At 47.4% G+C, this 18928-nt stretch carries 8 protein-coding genes; 5 read left to right on the top strand and 3 right to left on the bottom strand.

Going from position 1 to position 18928, the window contains the following annotated elements; translation table 11 throughout:
• Nucleotides 1-38 precede the first annotated feature (38 nt).
• The 3 genes from uvrC to mnmG all read right to left on the bottom strand — a co-directional run bounded on the left by uvrC (nt 39) and on the right by mnmG (nt 4437).
• Nucleotides 39-1859 (bottom strand): excinuclease ABC subunit UvrC, encoded by a 1821-nt coding sequence (gene uvrC, locus ACESTD_RS01650; RefSeq protein ID WP_005833920.1) that lies wholly within the window; start codon nt 1857-1859, stop codon nt 39-41.
• Between the two features lie 122 nt (nt 1860-1981).
• A complete protein-coding gene (locus ACESTD_RS01645) occupies nt 1982-2506 on the bottom strand; it encodes an adenine phosphoribosyltransferase (RefSeq protein WP_005826167.1) in 525 nt (174 codons plus the stop codon).
• Between the two features lie 56 nt (nt 2507-2562).
• Nucleotides 2563-4437 carry a tRNA uridine-5-carboxymethylaminomethyl(34) synthesis enzyme MnmG gene (mnmG, locus tag ACESTD_RS01640; protein WP_005826165.1) on the bottom strand — a complete coding sequence of 625 codons (1875 nt, stop codon included), beginning with the start codon at nt 4435-4437 and terminating at the stop codon, nt 2563-2565.
• 295 nt (nt 4438-4732) lie between these two features.
• Here mnmG and ACESTD_RS01635 point away from each other — a divergent pair, with 295 nt between their 5' ends.
• The 5 genes from ACESTD_RS01635 (at nt 4733) to ACESTD_RS01615 (ending at nt 18924) form a co-directional block, all read left to right on the top strand.
• The gene (locus ACESTD_RS01635; RefSeq protein WP_329779256.1) at nt 4733-7894 is read left to right on the top strand and encodes a TonB-dependent receptor; all 3162 of its coding nucleotides are present in this window, start codon (nt 4733-4735) and stop codon (nt 7892-7894) included.
• A gap of 19 nt (nt 7895-7913) precedes the next feature.
• Nucleotides 7914-9404, top strand: a complete 1491-nt coding sequence (locus ACESTD_RS01630; protein ID WP_005833916.1) for a RagB/SusD family nutrient uptake outer membrane protein — start codon at nt 7914-7916, stop codon at nt 9402-9404.
• Nucleotides 9405-9735: 331 nt separating this feature from the next.
• Nucleotides 9736-11553 carry a glycoside hydrolase family 2 protein gene (locus ACESTD_RS01625; RefSeq protein WP_005826156.1) on the top strand — a complete coding sequence of 606 codons (1818 nt, stop codon included), beginning with the start codon at nt 9736-9738 and terminating at the stop codon, nt 11551-11553.
• Nucleotides 11554-11658: 105 nt separating this feature from the next.
• Nucleotides 11659-15612 carry a hybrid sensor histidine kinase/response regulator transcription factor gene (locus ACESTD_RS01620; protein WP_117880850.1) on the top strand — a complete coding sequence of 1318 codons (3954 nt, stop codon included), beginning with the start codon at nt 11659-11661 and terminating at the stop codon, nt 15610-15612.
• 300 nt (nt 15613-15912) lie between these two features.
• On the top strand, nt 15913-18924 hold the full coding sequence (locus ACESTD_RS01615) for a SusC/RagA family TonB-linked outer membrane protein (protein WP_373158630.1): 3012 nt from the start codon (nt 15913-15915) through the stop codon (nt 18922-18924).
• Nucleotides 18925-18928 lie beyond the last annotated feature (4 nt).

Raw genomic sequence — 18928 nt, 5'->3', positions numbered from 1 at the left:
CGTTGTGTGCATGGCTCTGCAGGCTGATTTATCAGTCATTATTTCTCTGAGAAATAGGTCTGGATGATTTTGGCTTTCGCTTCTCCCACCACGGCGGCAAGCTCCTCGGCAGATGCTTCGCGGATACGCTTCACGCTTTTGAACTCCTTGAGCAACGTGCTTTTCGTCTTTTCACCGATACCTTTTATCTCGTCCAGTGCGGAGGCAATCTGCCGTTTGCTGCGCTTGTCGCGGTGGAAGGTAATGGCGAAGCGGTGCACTTCATCTTGAATCTGCGTCAGCAGTCGGAAGAGGGGGGTGTTCTGTTTCAATCCGATGGTCTGGGGAGGGTAGCCATACAATAGCTCGGAAGTGCGATGTTTGCCATCTTTGGCAAGTCCGGCGATGGGGATGTTCAGGCCAAGCTCGTCTATCACCTCTTTTACGGCGCTCATTTGCCCTTTTCCACCGTCGGTGATAAGAAGGTCGGGCAGGGGTGCTTTCTCTTCTATAGCGCGCTGATAGCGCCGTTTTACGACCTCTTTCATGGAGGCATAGTCATCCGGTCCCTCTACGGTCTTGATATTGTACTTGCGGTAATCCTTCTTGGAAGGTTTCCCCTTGACGAAGACCACGCACCCGGCCACGGGGTCGGAACCCTGGATGTTGGAGTTGTCGAAACATTCTATCTGCATGGGCAGGCGGTCCAGGTGCAGCTCTTGCTGTATCTCTTTCAGCAGGCGCACGGTCCGTTGCTCCGGATTCAGCTTTTCGGCTTGCTTCAGGCGGTCGGCTTTGTACTGCTTCACATTGAGGATGGAGAGTTCCAGCAGTTTCTTTTTGTCTCCCCGTTGCGGAATGGTAAAGACGACATCTTTCAGCTCCATATCCAGCTCAAAAGGCACGATGATTTCACGAGAAAGGCTCTTGTATCTTTCCCGCATTTCGATGATGCCGAGAGAGAGCAGTTCTTCTTTGCTCTCATTCAATCGTTTCTTGTATTCAAAGGTGAAAGCCTGGTTGATGGCACCGTTCGTAATGTGCAGGTAGTTGACAAAAGCGGACTTTTCATCGCTGTCTTCCTCGATGGAGAACACGTCGATATTGTGCAGCACGTTGCTTACCACTTCCGATTTCGCCCGGTAGTTTTCCAGCAGCAGGTATTTCTTCTTTATCTTCTGTGCTTCTTCAAACTTCATTTCGGCTGCCAGTTCCTGCATTTGCTGGAAAAGCATCCGTTCTATCTCCTGGGTATTCCCTTTGAGTATTTCCTTGATTTCAGCGATGTTTTTCAGATACTCTTCCTGGCTTTGCTTCCCGATGCAAGGTCCTGCACAGTTCTTGATGTGGTATTCCAGGCAAACATTGAACTTTCCGGCACGTATGTTTTCCGGAGAGAGGTTCAGGTGGCATGTACGCAAAGGGTACAGATGCTTGATGAGGTCGAGTAATGCGTACATGGAAGGTATATGGCTGTAAGGGCCATAATAGGAGGAACCGTTACGGATTATCTTCCGGGTTCTGAATACACGTGGAAAGTATTCGTTCTGCACGCAGATGCTGGGATACGTCTTGTCGTCTTTCAACAGTACGTTGTAGCGAGGCTTGTATTTCTTGATAAGATTGTTTTCCAGCAATAGCGCGTCTTCTTCCGTATTCACCACGATATATCGGATATCTGCAATCTTGCTGACCAGCACCCTCGTCTTTCCCGGTTCGTGCTCCCGGTTGAAGTAGGAAGACACTCTTCGCTTCAGATTCTTTGCCTTTCCTACATATATAATAGTCCCTTCGGTATTCAGATATTGGTAAATACCGGGACTTTCGGGAAGGTTGGATACAATCCCTTTGAGGTAGTCGTTAGTTCTGAGTTCTTCCATAATACCGACGTTTCACCACAGATTACACAGATTAGCGCAGATTTCTCTTCGATAAAACTGTGTTTTGTGGTGGATAAATAATCTGTGTTAATCTGTGTAATCTGTGGTGAAATATGAAATGGCTAAAGCGACAGCACAGCCTCCACTTCCACATCATCTCCAAACACATCCTTGCCATGAAGCTCTTTCAGCTCGATGATGAAGTTTACATACACTTTCTTGGGGTTCATCTGTTTCACCAGTTTGCAGGCGGCTTCCATTGTTCCACCGGTTGCCAGCAAGTCGTCGTGTAGCAATACTACATCGTCTTCATTGATGGCATCCTTGTGCATCTGCACGGTGTCTTTGCCATATTCTTTATCATAGCTTTCTTCAATGGTTTCTGCAGGAAGCTTTCCCGGCTTGCGGATAGGTACGAAGCCTGCCCCCAGTCTGGTGGCGAGAATGGGGCCCATAATGAATCCTCTTGATTCTATACCCACTACTTTGGTGATGCCTTTGTCTTTATACATCTCGTATAGTGTGTCCGAGAGTTCCTGCAAGGCGGTAGGCTCCTTGAACAAGGTAGTTACATCGTAGAATAGAATTCCCGGAATGGGGAAGTCGGGTATTTCCCGGATGCTTTTGGTAAGAGTTTCTTTGCTCATAATCAGTTTATTTAATACGTTTATTGAATTCTTTGTTTCACGTGGAACTTTGCGCTCTATCGTCCGCAAAGTACCAGTAGCACGTTGATGTCGCTTGGAGATACTCCCGGAATCCGACTCGCTTGGGCTATTGTTTCCGGATCTATCTTCATCAGCTTCTGTCTAGCTTCGGTAGAAAGGGATTGAATGGAATTATAGTCAAACTTACCTTTTATCTTGATGCTTTCCAATCTTGCCAATTTATCCGCAATAATCCGTTCGCGTCCGATGTATCCCTCGTACTTGATGAGTATTTCTGCAGCTTCTACAATTTCTTCCTTTCTATCGGATATTTTATCCAGTTCTCGTTTAAAGGCACTGACGTGTTCGGCAATGTTCTCAATCGTTATCTGCGGACGGTTTATCAAATCTATCAATTTGCATCCTTGGCGCAGTGGAGTAGTGCCGAGCTGCTCCAATACCGGATTGATTAATGCCGGTTTCATCGAGTAATTCCGCGCGAAGTCTATAATCCGGTTCACGGCTTCACGTTTTTCTGTCAGCAGCTTGTACCGCTCTTCCTTGGCGAGTCCCAGCTTCCAGGCTTTTTCCGTGAGTCGCATGTCCGCATCATCCATACGGAGCAGGATGCGATATTCGGCACGGGAAGTAAACATACGGTAAGGCTCGTCCACACCTTTTGTTACCAAGTCATCGATTAAAACGCCGATATATGCTTCATCCCTTGCAAGGGTGAACGGTTCTCCGCCGTGGCAATTGATGTGGGCGTTGATACCTGCCATGATTCCTTGTCCAGCTGCTTCCTCGTAACCGGTTGTTCCGTTTACTTGTCCGGCAAAGAACAGATTCTTTATATTCTTCGTTTCCAGCGTATGTTTCAGTTGGGTGGGGTCAAAGAAGTCGTATTCGATGGCATAGCCCGGGCGGTAGATGACGAGGTCTCTGAACGCCGGTATCTTTTTCAATGCTGCAATCTGGATGTTCATGGGCAATGAAGAAGAGAATCCATTCAAGTAGAGCTCTTGGGTTGTTTCCCCTTCGGGCTCCAGGAAAAGCTGGTGCTGCGGTTTGTCGGGGAAAGTCACAATCTTGGTTTCTATACTGGGGCAATAACGTGGGCCGATACTTTGGATTTGTCCGTTGAAAAGGGGAGAATCCGGCAGACCTTCCTGCAGGATGCGGTGTGCTTCTTCGTTGGTGAAGCAGGTCCAGCAAGGGAGCTGTTTCAAATGGCGTACATGAGTGTCCATGAACGAGAACTTGTGGAAGTCACATTCTCCGTCTTGGATTTCCATATCCTCATAATGCACGCTGCGTCCATCTATGCGTACGGGGGTTCCCGTCTTCATGCGTCCAAAGGTGATGCCATGCTTTGCGATGGATTCGGTTAATTGGTAGGATGCAGGTTCTGCCATACGTCCACCTGGAAGCATGGTACGTCCCACGTGCATCAGTCCATTGAGGAAAGTTCCTGCGGTGAGTACTACACATTTGGCATGGAACGTTACTCCCCATAATGTGACTACTCCCGTAATCTCACCGTTTTCAACGAGGATTTCCTGCACGGTATCCTGCCAGATATGCAGGTTGGGGATATTTTCCAGTATCTCTCTCCATGCCCAGATGAATTTGTTGCGGTCGCACTGCGCGCGCGGACTCCACATAGCGGGACCTTTGGAACGGTTCAGTATACGGAACTGTATGGCTGTCTGGTCTGTCACCAATCCCATATATCCTCCCAAGGCGTCTATTTCGCGTACTATCTGTCCTTTGGCGATGCCTCCCACTGCCGGGTTACAACTCATCTGTCCGATTTTGTTCATATCCATTGTGATAAGACAAGTCTTCGAACCCAGGTTTGCAGCAGCGGCAGCGGCTTCGCATCCTGCGTGTCCGGCGCCGATTACAATAACGTCATACTTAAACTCCATTCGTTCAGTGTATTTTAAAACTGTGCAAAGTTACGAAAAAAGTTGTATGCCGGGACGTGTCATATCTTAAAATCCGGATATATCTTCTTTGGCATTGCTTATATTTCCGTATCCAGCATCATACTTATTGCTTGGAATGCTTAGGCTATAGACATATTGCTTGTGTTTAGCTTAAAATACAATCAAAATGAAGCTTTTTGAATACTATTGCTTTTCTTTTTGAAAAAGATACATACCTTTGCAACGTTTGGATATTAAAAAGTGTTTTGATTGACTAATTTTAAGGAAGAGAAGCATGAGAAAGAAATTCTTCTTGTTAATCATTGTCTGCCTGGTTATGGGGGCGGGAGTGATGGCTCAGACGTCTACGGTCTCGGGAACAGTATTTGCCGAGGACAACAATGAGCCGATTATTGGGGCATCGGTATTGGTGAAGGGTACAACGCTGGGGGCCGTGACCGATATCGAAGGTAAATTTACAATCTTGAATGTGCCGGGCACGGCAAAGACAGTGATTGTCTCTTTTGTAGGTATGCAGAAAGTAGAAGCTGCCATAAAGCCTGCTATGAAGGTGGTGCTGAAATCGGATTCGGAACTGCTGGATGAAGTGATGGTGGTGGCTTACGGCACGGCCAAAAAGAGCAGCTATGCAGGTTCGGCTTCTTTAGTGAAAGCGGATGCGCTGAAAGACATTCCGACGACCAGCTTTGAAAACGTGTTGAACGGTAAAGTGGCGGGCTTGCAACTGACGAATAATTCCGGCCAGGCGGGTTCCGCACCGGCCATCCGCATCCGTGGCATAGGTTCTATGAATGCCGGGAATGAACCGTTGTATGTAGTGGACGGTGTTCCGGTCTCTTCGGGCAATACGGGGCAGATGAGCGGTGAGCTCTATTCTACCAACAACATCATGAATACGTTGAACCCGGAAGACATCGAATCTATTTCTGTATTGAAAGATGCGGCGGCCAGCTCGCTTTATGGGTCGCGTGCGGCAAACGGCGTCATTCTGATTACTACCAAAAAAGGACAGATTGGCAAGCCGGTGGTGACGCTGAAAGCCGAAGTGGGCTTCACGCCCTGCTGGGCAACGGACAACTATGAAACGGCCAGCGTACAGGAGAATGTGAATATGCTCTACACCGTATTTCACGATGCCCGTACAAGCGGTAAGGGCGAAACGGACGAAAAGGCGGCAGCCTATGCCATAGGCCAGTTGAACAGCCGTTTCAACAAACATGGCTACCAATTTACCACAAATGGTACGGGAGCTTACGAGAACGTCAATATCCTTGAGTACGACAACTCCGGGCGTGGAGGCAAATACTACGATTGGGACAAGGCATATTTCCGTACCGCCATTTACCAGACCTACGATATGTCCGTCAGCGGTGCTACGCAGAATACCAACTATTACACTTCCCTTTCCTATACCCAGGACGAAGGACGTTTGAAGATGAACAGCTTCGACCGTGTTTCCGGTCGCCTGAACCTCACCCAGAAGGTGGGGAAATTCCTTGAACTGACCACCAATGCCAGCCTGGCGCGTACCAAGAAAAGCGGTTATAATGATACACGCAACACGGGCAGTAATTACTTCATGCAGACCCGTAACTTGCTGTGGGGACTCTACTGGCCCACTGATTACAAGACCGGCGAGCTCTGGACCGAACGTTACGGTAGCTACGCCTACAATGGGCTTTATTATGACAAAGAGTGGGAGAACGGTTCTACCAGTACCAAAATCATAGCTGCGGAGACGCTCACCCTGCATCTGATGCCGGGCCTGGACCTTCGTTCTATCTACTCTTACGACAATACTACTGTAAAAGACCATATCTATTACAGTGCCAATCACTATAAAGGCTCGGCAGACAATGGGAATGTCAACGAATACCGTACTACATACGAGAAGATGGTTACCTCCACTACCGCCAATTATACCGGCACCTTCGACAAACACACAGTTGGCACCATGGTGGGTTTCGAAGCGGAGAAGAACAAGACAGACTATGTGCGTGCCACAGGAAGCAATCTTGCGGTCAGCACCATTCATACAGTTTCTACTGCCGGAACGCAGACTTCTGCCGGATATTCCTGGGGAAACTCGATGGTGTCCGTGCTCTCCAAGTTGGATTATAATTACGATGAACGCTACTTCATTTCCGGTTCTTACCGCCGCGACGGTTCTTCCCGGCTCAGCAAGCAGGAACGTTGGGGAAACTTCTGGTCAGTGGCGGGAGCGTGGAACATCATGCGCGAGGGTTTTATGAGCAAATATTCTTTCCTGAGCAACCTGCGTATACGTGCCTCTTATGGTATTAACGGTACGCTGCCTTCGGACAATTACGGCTATATGAGCTTGATGAGCTATACCAGTAAGTACATGGGTAACCCGGGCGGTACAATCACTACCGTCACCAATGACAAGCTGTCTTGGGAGACGAGCTACAACACGAATGTGGGTATCGACTTCGGCTTCTTCGGCCAACGTCTGCGCGGTACGGTGGAATACTTCAACCGTGATTCGAAGAACCTGCTCCAGGATGTTCCCATTTCGATGGTTACGGGATTTTCCTCTACGTTGCGGAACGTAGGATGCATCAACAACCATGGGGTAGAGGTGGAGTTGAGTGGTGACATCATTGATAGTAAAGGATGGTTATGGAGTGCCGGTGCCAACGCAACCTTCCTCCGTTCTGAGGTGAAAGAGTTGTATGGCGGTGCGGACATTATCTGGTACGACCCCACCAGTAGCGACAGCCGTGCGCAATATGTATACCGGGAAGGTCAGTCCACGCTGGCTTTCTATGGATACGAATGGGCAGGTGTGGACAAGACCAACGGCAAGAACGTCTACTATGTAAATGACCCCAAGAATGGCAAGGCCGGAGATTTTGAGTATAACGGGCGCGGAGCTACTTATGACTATAACAATGCCAACTACACCATCATCGGCAATGCCGTTCCCAAAGTGTATGGGGGCATCAATACCTCGGTCTCCTACAAAGGCATAGCCCTTTCGTTGGGCTTTACCTATAAGATAGGAGGAGACTTGTACGACGGAGCCTACATGGATGTGGCCGACGACGGTTATTATTGGGAGCGTATCCGTGCTAAAAGCTACTACAACAACCTTTGGACGCCAGACCATACGAACGGTACAGAGCCCCGTATCGAAGGTGTAGACCTCGATGACCCGCAACAATACAGCAGCCGCCACTTGTTCAATGCCAGTTATCTGCGCTTGAAGAATCTCTCATTGGCCTATACGCTGCCCAAAGCCATGACCCGCAAGGCTTTCATCGAGAATGCCCGCCTTTTCTTCACTGCCAGCAACCTTTGGACAATAGCCAAATACAAGGAGGCAGACCCCGAAGTGAGCGAATACGGCACACGTGGTTGGGAAACCCCTATCGGAAAAACGTTTGTCGTTGGCGTTGAATTGAAATTTTAATGAACTGGAGGAACTAACAATGAAAAAGATATATCATTTATTGGCACTTGTGATACTTGGTGCCTTTACATTCACTTCGTGTGACGATTTTCTGGATATGCAGCCCACCAACTCCGGAAATGCAGAAGGTGCTGTCGGTACGGTAGCCGATGCGCAGGTGGTTATCAACGGTGTGATGAGTGCGATGACCTCATCGTCCTATTACGGCAGAAACCTTTTTATGTACGGTGATGCCAAGGGCGGTGACCTCACGATTTTTGCTGCCGGACGCGGACTGGATGCATTCTATACGTTCAACCACACTTCCAACAGCAATACTTATTCCGGTTTCTGGAGCCGTGGATATTACTGCATTCTGCAGGTCAACACCTTGTTGAGCAACATTGAGAAGCTGGAAGAATCGGGCAGTATGGAAGACTTTTCCGAAGCCAAAGGGCAGGCGTTGACTCTGAGGGCGCTGTTCTATTTCGATTTGGTCCGTCTCTACGGGCTTCCTTACAATTACAACAAGACCTCTTATGGAGTTCCCAATGTAACCGAGCCGCTTACGGTGAACGCCCAGCCCACCCGTGCTACTGTGGAGGAGAACTATCGCCAGATTCTGCAGGACTTGTCGGACGGGGCGGCCCTGCTTGCCAAGAAGAAGACAAAGCAGAGCGGATATGCGGACTATTACACCAACATAGCCCTGCAAGCGCGTGTGAAACTCTATATGGAAGATTATGACGGTGCTTTGAACGCTGCCCGGGAGATTATAGAAAGCGGTGTGTACAAACTGTATGAGCCTGCCGATTGGACGGCTTCCTGGAGCAAGCAGTTTGGTTCCGAGTCCATCTTTGAGCTGGGCATCACCACTGAGGAATCAGACCTGGGAACTTCTTCTTTGGGCTTTTACCTGATGCGCTACGGACAGTTGAAGAATGCCATGGGCTGGTATCTTGCCAGCGATTATTTCTTGAACCGTCTGGGTGAAGACGAGACGGATGTGCGTTGGGGAATCATGGACAACGATGAATACTGGGTGGACAATGAGATTGAACGCAAGGGAGCCTGCTACAAGTATATGGGCAGTACCACTCTGGCAGGTGACGGCAAGGCAACCAATACAGCCGTCAATATCAAGATAATCCGTCTTTCCGAGATATATCTGATTGCCGCCGAAGCAGCCTTGCACTCCACGAAGCAGGAAGCAGGCGCAGATGCCGCCGCCGGTTACCTGAATGAAATCCGCAGGCGTTCTCCCGGACTGGCACCGGCCACTGCCGCTACCATTACCGATGATATGATTCTGGACGAGCGCAGCAAGGAGCTTTTTGGTGAAGGACAACGCTTCTTCGACATGATGCGTATGGGCAGAACCATCGAATTCAACGACGATTTTCAAGATATTCCGGTGAGTCACCGTGGAAAAACAATCGACCGTACTTTCGAGAAGATTGTGCTTCCTATTTCGCAGGATGAGATAAATGCCAATCCGGCATTGGAGAACCAGCAGAATCCGGGATATTAGTCATTCCCTGCTGTCTATTGTTTGCTACTCCTTGTATATCAGGGAGGTATTTTGCCAACAAGTTGTCACTGCCTTGGCAAACTTTTGCCACGCCTATGGCAAAGTTTTGCCAACGCGGTGGCAAAGTCTTGCCAATGGGAAGGCAAAACCTTGTCATAGGCGTGGCAAGAAAAGCGGAAAAAGGTGCCTTTGATGAATTTCTTTGATAAAATGAGATGGTAATACCTTGATATTCCACAAAAATACTATTTATTGGTTCGAAATTTCTATTCTTTTTTTCTGAATCGGCTTATCTTTGCTTTCGTAGAAACCAATAAAAAGTTATAATACTATGAGAAGATTTTTCCTCATATCGTCATTCTTGACGTTGTTTGCAATCGGAAGCTCGGCGCAATGGAAGCCGGCAGGTGATAAAATCAAAACGGACTGGGCATCCCAGATCAATCCCGCGAATGTGTTGCCCGAATATCCTCGTCCCATCATGGAACGGAGTGACTGGAAGAACTTGAACGGACTGTGGAATTATGCCGTTATAAATAAAGGTGAGCATCTTCCGGCAGAGTTCGAAGGGCAGATACTTGTTCCTTTTGCCATCGAATCCTCCTTGTCCGGAGTTGGAAAAAGAATCAATGAAAACCAGGAACTGGTCTACCAGCGCAGTTTTGAAATTCCTTCTGCCTGGAAGGGAAAACAAGTGCTGTTGCACTTTGGCGCTGTCGACTGGAAAACGGATGTATGGGTGAATGATGTGAAAGTAGGCAGCCATACGGGGGGATTTACTCCGTTCTCTTTCGATATTACTGCCGCCCTTTCTGGCAAAGGCAATAATCAGTTGGTCGTAAAAGTTTGGGACCCAACGGATAAAGGACCTCAACCCCGTGGAAAGCAGGTCAGCAATCCGGAAGGTATCTGGTACACTCCCGTAAGCGGTATCTGGCAGACGGTATGGATGGAGCCGGTTGCCGGAAAACATATCAAGAACCTCCGTATCACTCCCGATATTGACCGTAATCTGTTGACAGTGAAGGCTGAATTGAATAGTGCATGTCCTTCCGACTTTGTGGAAGTGAATGTGTATGACGGCAATCAACTGGTAGCCACCGGCAAAAGTATCAATGCAGAGCCGGTGGAGGTGTCCATGCCCCGGAATGCCAAGTTGTGGAGTCCGGATTCCCCCTTCCTCTATACGCTGAAAGTGACTCTGAAAAGCGGAGGCAAGGTAGTGGATAAGGTGGACAGCTATGCTGCCATGCGTAAGTACTCCACCCGTCGTGACGCGGATGGCATCGTACGCCTGGAACTAAATAACGAGGCTTTGTTCCAGTTTGGACCGCTGGACCAGGGTTGGTGGCCCGACGGACTGTATACAGCTCCCACAGACGAGGCTTTGCTGTATGATGTACAGAAGACGAAAGATTTCGGTTTCAATATGATTCGCAAGCATATCAAGGTGGAACCGGCACGTTGGTACACACATTGTGACCGTTTGGGTATCATCGTATGGCAGGATATGCCGAGCGGTGACCGTAATCCGGAATGGCAGAACCGCCGCTATTTCGACGGAACAGAACTGAAACGCTCCGCCGAATCCGAAGCCTATTATCACAAGGAATGGAAGGAAATAATGGATTGTCTCTACTCTTATCCGTGTATCGGTACATGGGTACCGTTCAACGAAGCCTGGGGGCAGTTCAAGACGGTAGAGATAGCCGAATGGACGAAACAGTATGACCCGACCCGTCTGGTGAATCCGGCAAGTGGCGGTAACCATTATACTTGCGGTGACATGCTCGACCTCCACAACTATCCCCAACCGGAGATGTATCTGTATGATGCACAGCGTGCCACGGTTTTGGGTGAGTATGGCGGCATCGGCCTTGTCTTGAAAGACCATATCTGGGAACCGAACCGCAACTGGGGATATGTTCAGTTCAACTCTTCCAAGGAGGTTACGGATGAGTACGTGAAATATGCCGATATGCTGTATCAGATGATAAAAAGAGGTTTCTCGGCAGCCGTCTATACACAGACCACGGATGTGGAGGTGGAAGTGAACGGTCTGATGACTTACGACCGCAAGGTGATAAAGCTGGATGAGAAACGCGTGAAAGAGATAAATACACGTATCTGCAATTCACTTAAGAAATAGGGGCATTTACAATTTACCATTTACAAAGTACAATTTGGCTGCGCTGTCATCTGCATAGTTAAATTGTACTTTGTAAATGGTAAATTGTGCATTAAAAATGTTGTTATGAAACGATTGATTATAAAGCTTTTCCTTAGTCTGTGCCTATGGGCGGTATTGCCGGTCTGTGCGCAGGATGCTGTTCATTACTATTTCAGAACGATGGATATCCGGAACGGTCTTTCGCAGAACACCGTGTATCAGATTTTGCAGGATAGGAAAGGCTTTATGTGGTTCGGAACCAAGGACGGTCTGAACCGGTATGACGGGTTGTCTTTCCGTGTCTACAAGAAAGAGAACTCCGGTTTAGGCAAGAATTTCATAACCGCGCTCTACGAGGACCGCCGGGGCAATATCTGGATTGGTACCGATGGGGGAGTCTTTATTTACGACCCGGTACTGGATTCCTTTACCGCTTTCGATGAGGCCAGTGATAATGGCAGTATCATCAGGGATTTCGTCACCATGATTGGAAGTGACGAGGACGACAATATCTGGATATCGGTAGAAAACCAGGGGTTGTTCTGCTATAAACCGGATGAAGGGAGGCTGCTGAACCATCTGCACGATTCGGGACTGCCCAATGTAACCCGCTTTTGGCTGAATGGGAATACGTGTTGGCTGGCCTTGTATGCGGATAATCTTTACTATACGAAAGCTGACTTTGAAACTCCTCTGCAGCCTTTCAAGGATGCGGAAGGAAATGAGATTTTCAAGAATGATATTATCAACTGGCAGGTCAGCGGACCCCATAATTGTGTGTATATCGCTTCGCTGAACGGGTTGACAGAGATAAACCAGACTACCGGCAAGACGCGGAAGCTGCTGAACACCTATGTGAGGGCTTTGCAGTTCAAATCTGACAACGAGCTGTGGGTGGGCGCAGAGTCCGGCTTGTATATTTACAATCTGACGAATGACAAGATTACCCATTTGACCGTTCCCGACCAGGATGATTCGTATGCATTGTCGGACAATGCCATTTATTCGCTCTGCTGCGACAAGGAGAACGGCATGTGGATAGGGTCTTATTTCGGTGGAGTGAACTATTGCCCTTATCAGTGGACTTATTTCGAGAAGTTCTATCCGAGAGACAATCTCAGGCATTTCGGCCGTCGTGTACGGGAAATCTGTGAAAGTAATGATGGCACCTTGTGGATAGGTACCGAAGACAAAGGCTTGTTCAATTACAATCCGGAAAACGGAAAGATAGAGCCTTTTGAGCATCCGGCCATTTATCAGAATGTCCACGGCCTTTGCCTGGACGGGGATGATTTGTGGGTAGGTACGTTCTCCGGTGGTCTGAACCGGGTGAATCTTCGGACCAGGCAGGTGAAACATTATGCCAAGGGTGAGAGTGAGAATTCCATGGTCGCCAATGACGCCTTTACCATTTGCAGGACCACTACGGGAGACGTGTGGATAGGCACCACGTCCGGTCTGTTGAAGTACAATCGCTCTACAGATGACTTTACCCGGATTCCTCAGCTGAAGAATATGTTTACTTATAACATTCTGGAGGACTTCAACGGAAATCTGTGGTTTGCTACTTTTTCTAATGGAGTGTTCTGCTACAATGTAAGAAGCCAGCAGTGGAGGAATTATCTGTCTAATGAGAATGATTCGACCTCTCTTCCCTACAATAAGGTAATCAGTATCTACGAAGACAGCAGGAAGCGTCTGTGGTTCATGACGCTGGGTGAGGGCTTCTGCCGCTACAATCCGGAAACGGACAATTTTACCCGTTATGACATGTCGAAAGGATTTCCGAGCAACACTATCTACAAGATGGTCGAGGATAAGCGGGGTAACTTATGGATTACTTCCAATTATGGTCTGGTCTGCTTCAATCCCGATACGGAGAGCAAACATGTCTATACCACGGCAAACGGGCTGCTGAGCAACCAATTTAATTTCCAGTCCGGTTACATTGACAAGAAGGGACGCATCTATTTGGGAAGTATCAACGGATTCATAGCCTTTGACCCGGAAACTTTTGTGGAGAACACTTTTCTCCCTCCCGTAGTGATTACAGATTTTTATCTGTTCAACAAACGGCTTTCGGTGGATAGTCCGGATTCTCCTTTGGAGAAGAGCATCACCTATGCGGATGAGATAGAGCTGGATGCCGACCAGAATTCTTTCTCTTTTCAGGTTGCAGCCCTGAGTTACCAGGCACCCGAAATGAATGGTCTTGAATGTAAGCTGGAAGGCTTTGACCGCGACTGGTATACGGTAGGGCGGAATTCCATCATCAACTATTCAAACCTTCCTTATGGAAGCTATACATTGCGTATAAAAGGTTCCAACAGCGATGGCAAGTGGAACGCGACGGAACGTGTGCTCGACATCCATATTCATCCTCCTTTCTATCTCTCCACTTGGGCGTATGCTGTTTATACGGTATTGGCGTTATGTTCACTGGCTGCTGTAATTATCTATTTCAGAAAACGGACCCGGCAGAAGCATCAGCAGGCTATGGACAAGTTTGAGCGGGAAAAGGAACGGGAGTTGTATACTGCGAAGATAGACTTCTTCACGAATGTGGCGCATGAGATACGTACACCGCTTACACTGATAAAGAGTCCGCTCGAGAATGTATTGGCTTCCCGTTCTGTTTCGGATGACATCAGGGATGATTTGGAGACCATGGAACTGAACACCAACCGACTGCTTGATTTGGTGAACCAGTTGCTGGACTTCCGGAAGACGGAGACACAAGGCTTCCAATTGAATTTTGTGGAATGTGACGTGTCTGAGCTCTTACAAAAGACGTATAAGCGTTTCAAGCCTTTGGCACGTGAAAGGGGGCTGGCATTGAGTATAGAGACTCCCGAAAGCTTGTATGCTTCGGTTGATAGGGAAGGGCTTACCAAGATTATCAGCAATCTGCTGACCAATGCGATAAAGTATTCGGAGACCTATATACGCATCAGGCTATATTCGGAAGGTGAAAGACTGCTGCTTTCTGTATGCAATGACGGCCTTGTCATTCCGGTAGAGATGCGCGAGGAGATTTTCAAGCCGTTCATCCAGTATAAAACCGGTACCTTGCGCTCTGTACCCGGCACCGGTATCGGGCTTGCACTTGCCCGTTCATTGGCCGAACTCCATGAGGGTACGTTGTGCATGGAAGATTCGATGGAGAACAACTGTTTCCTGCTGTCACTTCCGCTGAAGCACGAGCAGACGGTGGCTATGGAGCATAAAGAACCGGTAACGGGCGGGGAATCCTCTGAGGAAAGTGGTGCAGGTACTGCCTTGGAACAGCACCGGTATACTCTTTTGGTGGTGGAAGACAGTCTGGAAATGCAGGCATTTGTTGTGAAACAGCTCTCTTCGGAATATCGTGTGCTGACTGCCGTGAATGGGGTGGAAGCTTTGAAGGTGTTGAAGGAACATACTGTAAATCTTGTCATTTCAGACATTATGATGCCCGAGATGAATGGATTGGAGCTGTGCGAGCATCTGAAGTCCGAGCTTGACTATAGCCATATACCGATTATCCTGCTTACGGCGAAGACGACTCTTCAAGCCAAAATAGAGGGAATGAAGCTGGGGGCTGACGTATATATAGAGAAACCTTTCTCCGTGGAATATCTGAAAGTTTGTGTGGCCAATCTGCTGAACAACCGTGAGAAGCTACGGGCTTCTTTTGTCAATTCTCCCTTTGTGCAGACGGGCAGTATGGCAATGACAAAGGCAGATGAATCTTTCCTTAAAACATTGAAGGAAGTGGTGGTTGCCAATATGCAGAATCCGGATTTCTGCCTGGATGATATGGCAAGCCTGCTGAACATGAGCCGGTCGAGCCTGAACCGGAAGATAAAGGGCATATTGGATATGACTCCCAATGACTACATCCGTCTGGAGCGGTTGAAGAAAGCGGCGCAGCTTTTAAAGGAAGGAGAGTGTAAAATCAATGAGGTTTGCTATATGACCGGCTTCAATACTCCTTCCTATTTTACCAAGTGCTTCCAAAAACAATTTGGTATTCTGCCCAAAGACTTCGTGAAATGATAGCATGGAATGCTTGCTAAATATAACAATCCAATCAAATGCCCCTGAGGTGTCTCTCAGGGGCATTTTTTGGATTTATAATTGCATAGATTGAAGCGATATTTGCATTAATTTTAGCTTTATGCGGATATATTTGCATCCGAAAGCCAACAATTTATAATACTATGACCCCTATGCCTATGACGTAACAAATCCTAATCAATGTTCTATGATTGGCAGAAGTGACTAATCACTTTCTGCGGTGTATTTAAAAAGCGGGCGTTAGTTTCCGCATAGTTTTAAAATCTAATTCTATAAAAAATGATCAAGAAAATCTTATTCTTATTCTTTGTTGTGTTTGCAGCTACCGCTTATTCACAAGATGTGACCATAACGGGAACGGTGACGGATGCAAATAGTGAGCCTTTGGTGGGCGTGAATGTATTGGTGAAGGGTACTACCACGGGTGCCATTACCGATATTGACGGTAATTTCTCAGTGAGTGGAAAAAAAGGAAGTACACTCGTTTTCTCTTATATCGGTATGCTTACGCAGGAAGTTGTCTATAAGGGAACTGCCTTGCGCGTGGTGATGAAAGATGATTCGAAAGCACTGGAAGAAGTGGTTGTCATCGGTTATCAGACTGTGAAGAAGTCCGACTTGACTGGAGCGGTTGCCGTTGTTGATACCAAGGAAATGAAGAAAAGCGCTGCAGGAACACTGGTCAGCCAGATGCAGGGTTTGGCAACCGGTATTAACGTACGCAGTAGCGGTAGGGCAGGCGAAGATGCCTCTATTGAAATTCGCGGTGTCGGTTCCTTGAGCAATAACTCTCCGCTGTGGGTTATTGACGGTATGATTACAGACCCGGGTGTTGATTTCAATCCTGCGGATGCAGAGTCCATCCAGATTCTGAAGGATGCTTCTGCTGCTGCCATCTACGGTTCGCGTGCTGCCAACGGTGTGATTATCGTTACTACCAAGAAAGGTGCGAAAGGTCCCATGAAAGTGAATGTAAGCGTAAAGGAAACATTGGAATGGAGCCCGAAATTCGATTTGATGAATGCGGCAGAATATATCAAGTATAATGATATTGCCTATAATGAAGCCATCAAAGACGGTATTGCCACTGTAAACAGCACTCAGAAACACTCACAGTATGATACCAACTGGCAAGATGAAGTGTTGAAGACCGCATTGGTGCAGGACTACAACGTATCGCTTTCCGGTGGTGGCGATTCCGGCAGTTATTTTGTATCAGCCGGTTACTATAACAATGACGGCGTTTCTTATGGAAATACTTTCGACCGTTATAGCTTCCGTGTCAATACACAAGGTAAAAAGGGCTGGTTCTCTTTTGGTGAAAACTTGGCTTATTCACTCACAAACACAGACCCGAACCAGACCAATACCTACAATGACTTTTTGCGTATGATGCCTACCATTCCTATCTATGATGAGAATAACCCGGGTGGATATGGCTATGGTGATGCTGCCAAGTACAATACGTTCGGTGTAAACCCGATTGCCCGTGAAGATTTGGAATACCGTCATTTCCGCCAGAATCGTCTGAATGGTTCTTTATGGTTGGAATTCAAGCCATTCGAATTCCTTTCCTATAAATTCAATGGTGGTATTGACCTTTACTTTTATGAGAATTCATGGTTCCGTGGAGAAGGTAACTGGACTCAGAATCAGGAACACCGTGATCCGGAAAGCCAGAAGGCGCGTGACAATACCTACAACATGTTGATTGAGCACACGTTGAACTTCAATAAGGATTTTGGCAAGCATCATGTGGATGCCGTGGTCGGTACTACTTACCAGCACCATGAATGGGAAGGCTTGTGGGCTTCCCGTCTGAACTTCCCGATGTTGGGTAACGGTGATTATCTGACAGTATTGAATGCCGGACAAAGCAACCAGCAGAATTCAAACAGTATCAGTGAGAATGCGATGATTTCTTATTTGGGACGTGCGAACTACATTTATGATGATAAATACTATCTGACTGCCACCTTCCGTCGTGACGGAACCTCCCGTCTGGCTAAGGAAAACCGTTGGGGTAATTTCCCGTCATTCTCCGGTGCCTGGAGAATTTCAAAAGAGGAATTCTTTGATGTGCCTTGGATTAATGATTTGAAGATTAGAGGTAACTGGGGCCGTCTTGGTAACTCTTCCATTGGCGATTGGGATTATATTGGAACTATCAATCAGAGTATTGTAACTGTATTCGGAGGTGCTATTGTTCCGGGTTCTACTCAGGTGAAACTTGTGAATGCAGGTCTTGTTTGGGAAACGAAAGAAACGGTGAATGTAGGTTTTGATGCCAGCTTCCTTAACCAGCGCTTGACTGTCAGCGCAGAGTATTACAACTCAAAGACCAGTGATGTATTGGCAGAGACTCCGATTGCCATTTCTACCGGTAACCAAGGAGGTTCTCCATGGAAAAATGCTGCCAGCTTGCGCAACAAGGGCTTCGAGTTTACATTTGGTTGGAAAGACCAGATTTCGGACTTTAAGTATAGCGCTTTGCTGAATGTGACTACTATGGATAACGAAGTATTGAGCTTGGGCCGTGATGGTACTAATAGGGATTATATTGATTCCGGTCAGGCAAGAACCAAACCGGGCAGATCTTTGGCTGAATTTTATTTGAGAAAGACAGACGGTATTTTCAAGACACAAGAACAGATTGATAATTATGTGACATCTACGGGTACCCCCATTATGATTGAGGGAAAGCGTCCTCAATTGGGAGATGTCAAGTATCTCGATTTGAATGATGATGGAGAGATTACTGATGCCGACCGTGGTTATTGTGGTAGCCCCTGGGCCAAGATGCAAATGTCATTGGTATTCAATGCAGAATGGAAGAACTTCGATTTCAGTATGATGTGGAATGGTCAGTTCGGCAATAAGATATACAACGTATCCCGCTGGCAAGGACGTCTGTTTGCAGACAACTCCAACTATATCCGTTTTAAAAAGGGTGAAGAACCTTACCAGGTAAATCCTAACTCCAATACCCCGCGTATCATTTACGGTGATTTCCGCAACTCCCGTGATGCCGACCGTTTCTTGGAGAATGGCTCTTACTTCCGTATGAAGAACATTTCCATTGGATATAACTTCAGACAAGATTGGTTGAAGAATTTGGGAGTCGAGAAGCTCCGGCTGTTTGCTACCGGCAGCAATTTGATTACCATCACCGGATATTCCGGCTTGGATCCTGACTTCAAGGGTGCGAATTCCGTTTGGAACAGTGGTACGGACAGCTTTGCATATCCCAATACCCGTTCGGTAATGTTTGGATTGGATTTGACCTTTTAACTTA

The organism is Bacteroides sp. AR20 (genome assembly GCF_964250605.1).
In the GTDB taxonomy this organism is placed as follows: domain Bacteria; phylum Bacteroidota; class Bacteroidia; order Bacteroidales; family Bacteroidaceae; genus Bacteroides; species Bacteroides uniformis.
The sequence above is the reverse complement of the archived record's forward strand: the minus strand, read 5'-3'. Positions and strand labels throughout refer to the sequence as shown.

Coding starts and splice junctions, on each gene's coding strand:
- mnmG (WP_005826165.1), bottom strand. CDS start 4,437: ATGGAGTTTAAGTATGACGTTATTGTAATCGGCGCCGGACACGCAGGA.
- ACESTD_RS01625 (WP_005826156.1), top strand. CDS start 9,736: ATGAGAAGATTTTTCCTCATATCGTCATTCTTGACGTTGTTTGCAATC.
- ACESTD_RS01630 (WP_005833916.1), top strand. CDS start 7,914: ATGAAAAAGATATATCATTTATTGGCACTTGTGATACTTGGTGCCTTT.
- ACESTD_RS01615 (WP_373158630.1), top strand. CDS start 15,913: ATGATCAAGAAAATCTTATTCTTATTCTTTGTTGTGTTTGCAGCTACC.
- ACESTD_RS01620 (WP_117880850.1), top strand. CDS start 11,659: ATGAAACGATTGATTATAAAGCTTTTCCTTAGTCTGTGCCTATGGGCG.
- uvrC (WP_005833920.1), bottom strand. CDS start 1,859: ATGGAAGAACTCAGAACTAACGACTACCTCAAAGGGATTGTATCCAAC.
- ACESTD_RS01645 (WP_005826167.1), bottom strand. CDS start 2,506: ATGAGCAAAGAAACTCTTACCAAAAGCATCCGGGAAATACCCGACTTC.
- ACESTD_RS01635 (WP_329779256.1), top strand. CDS start 4,733: ATGAGAAAGAAATTCTTCTTGTTAATCATTGTCTGCCTGGTTATGGGG.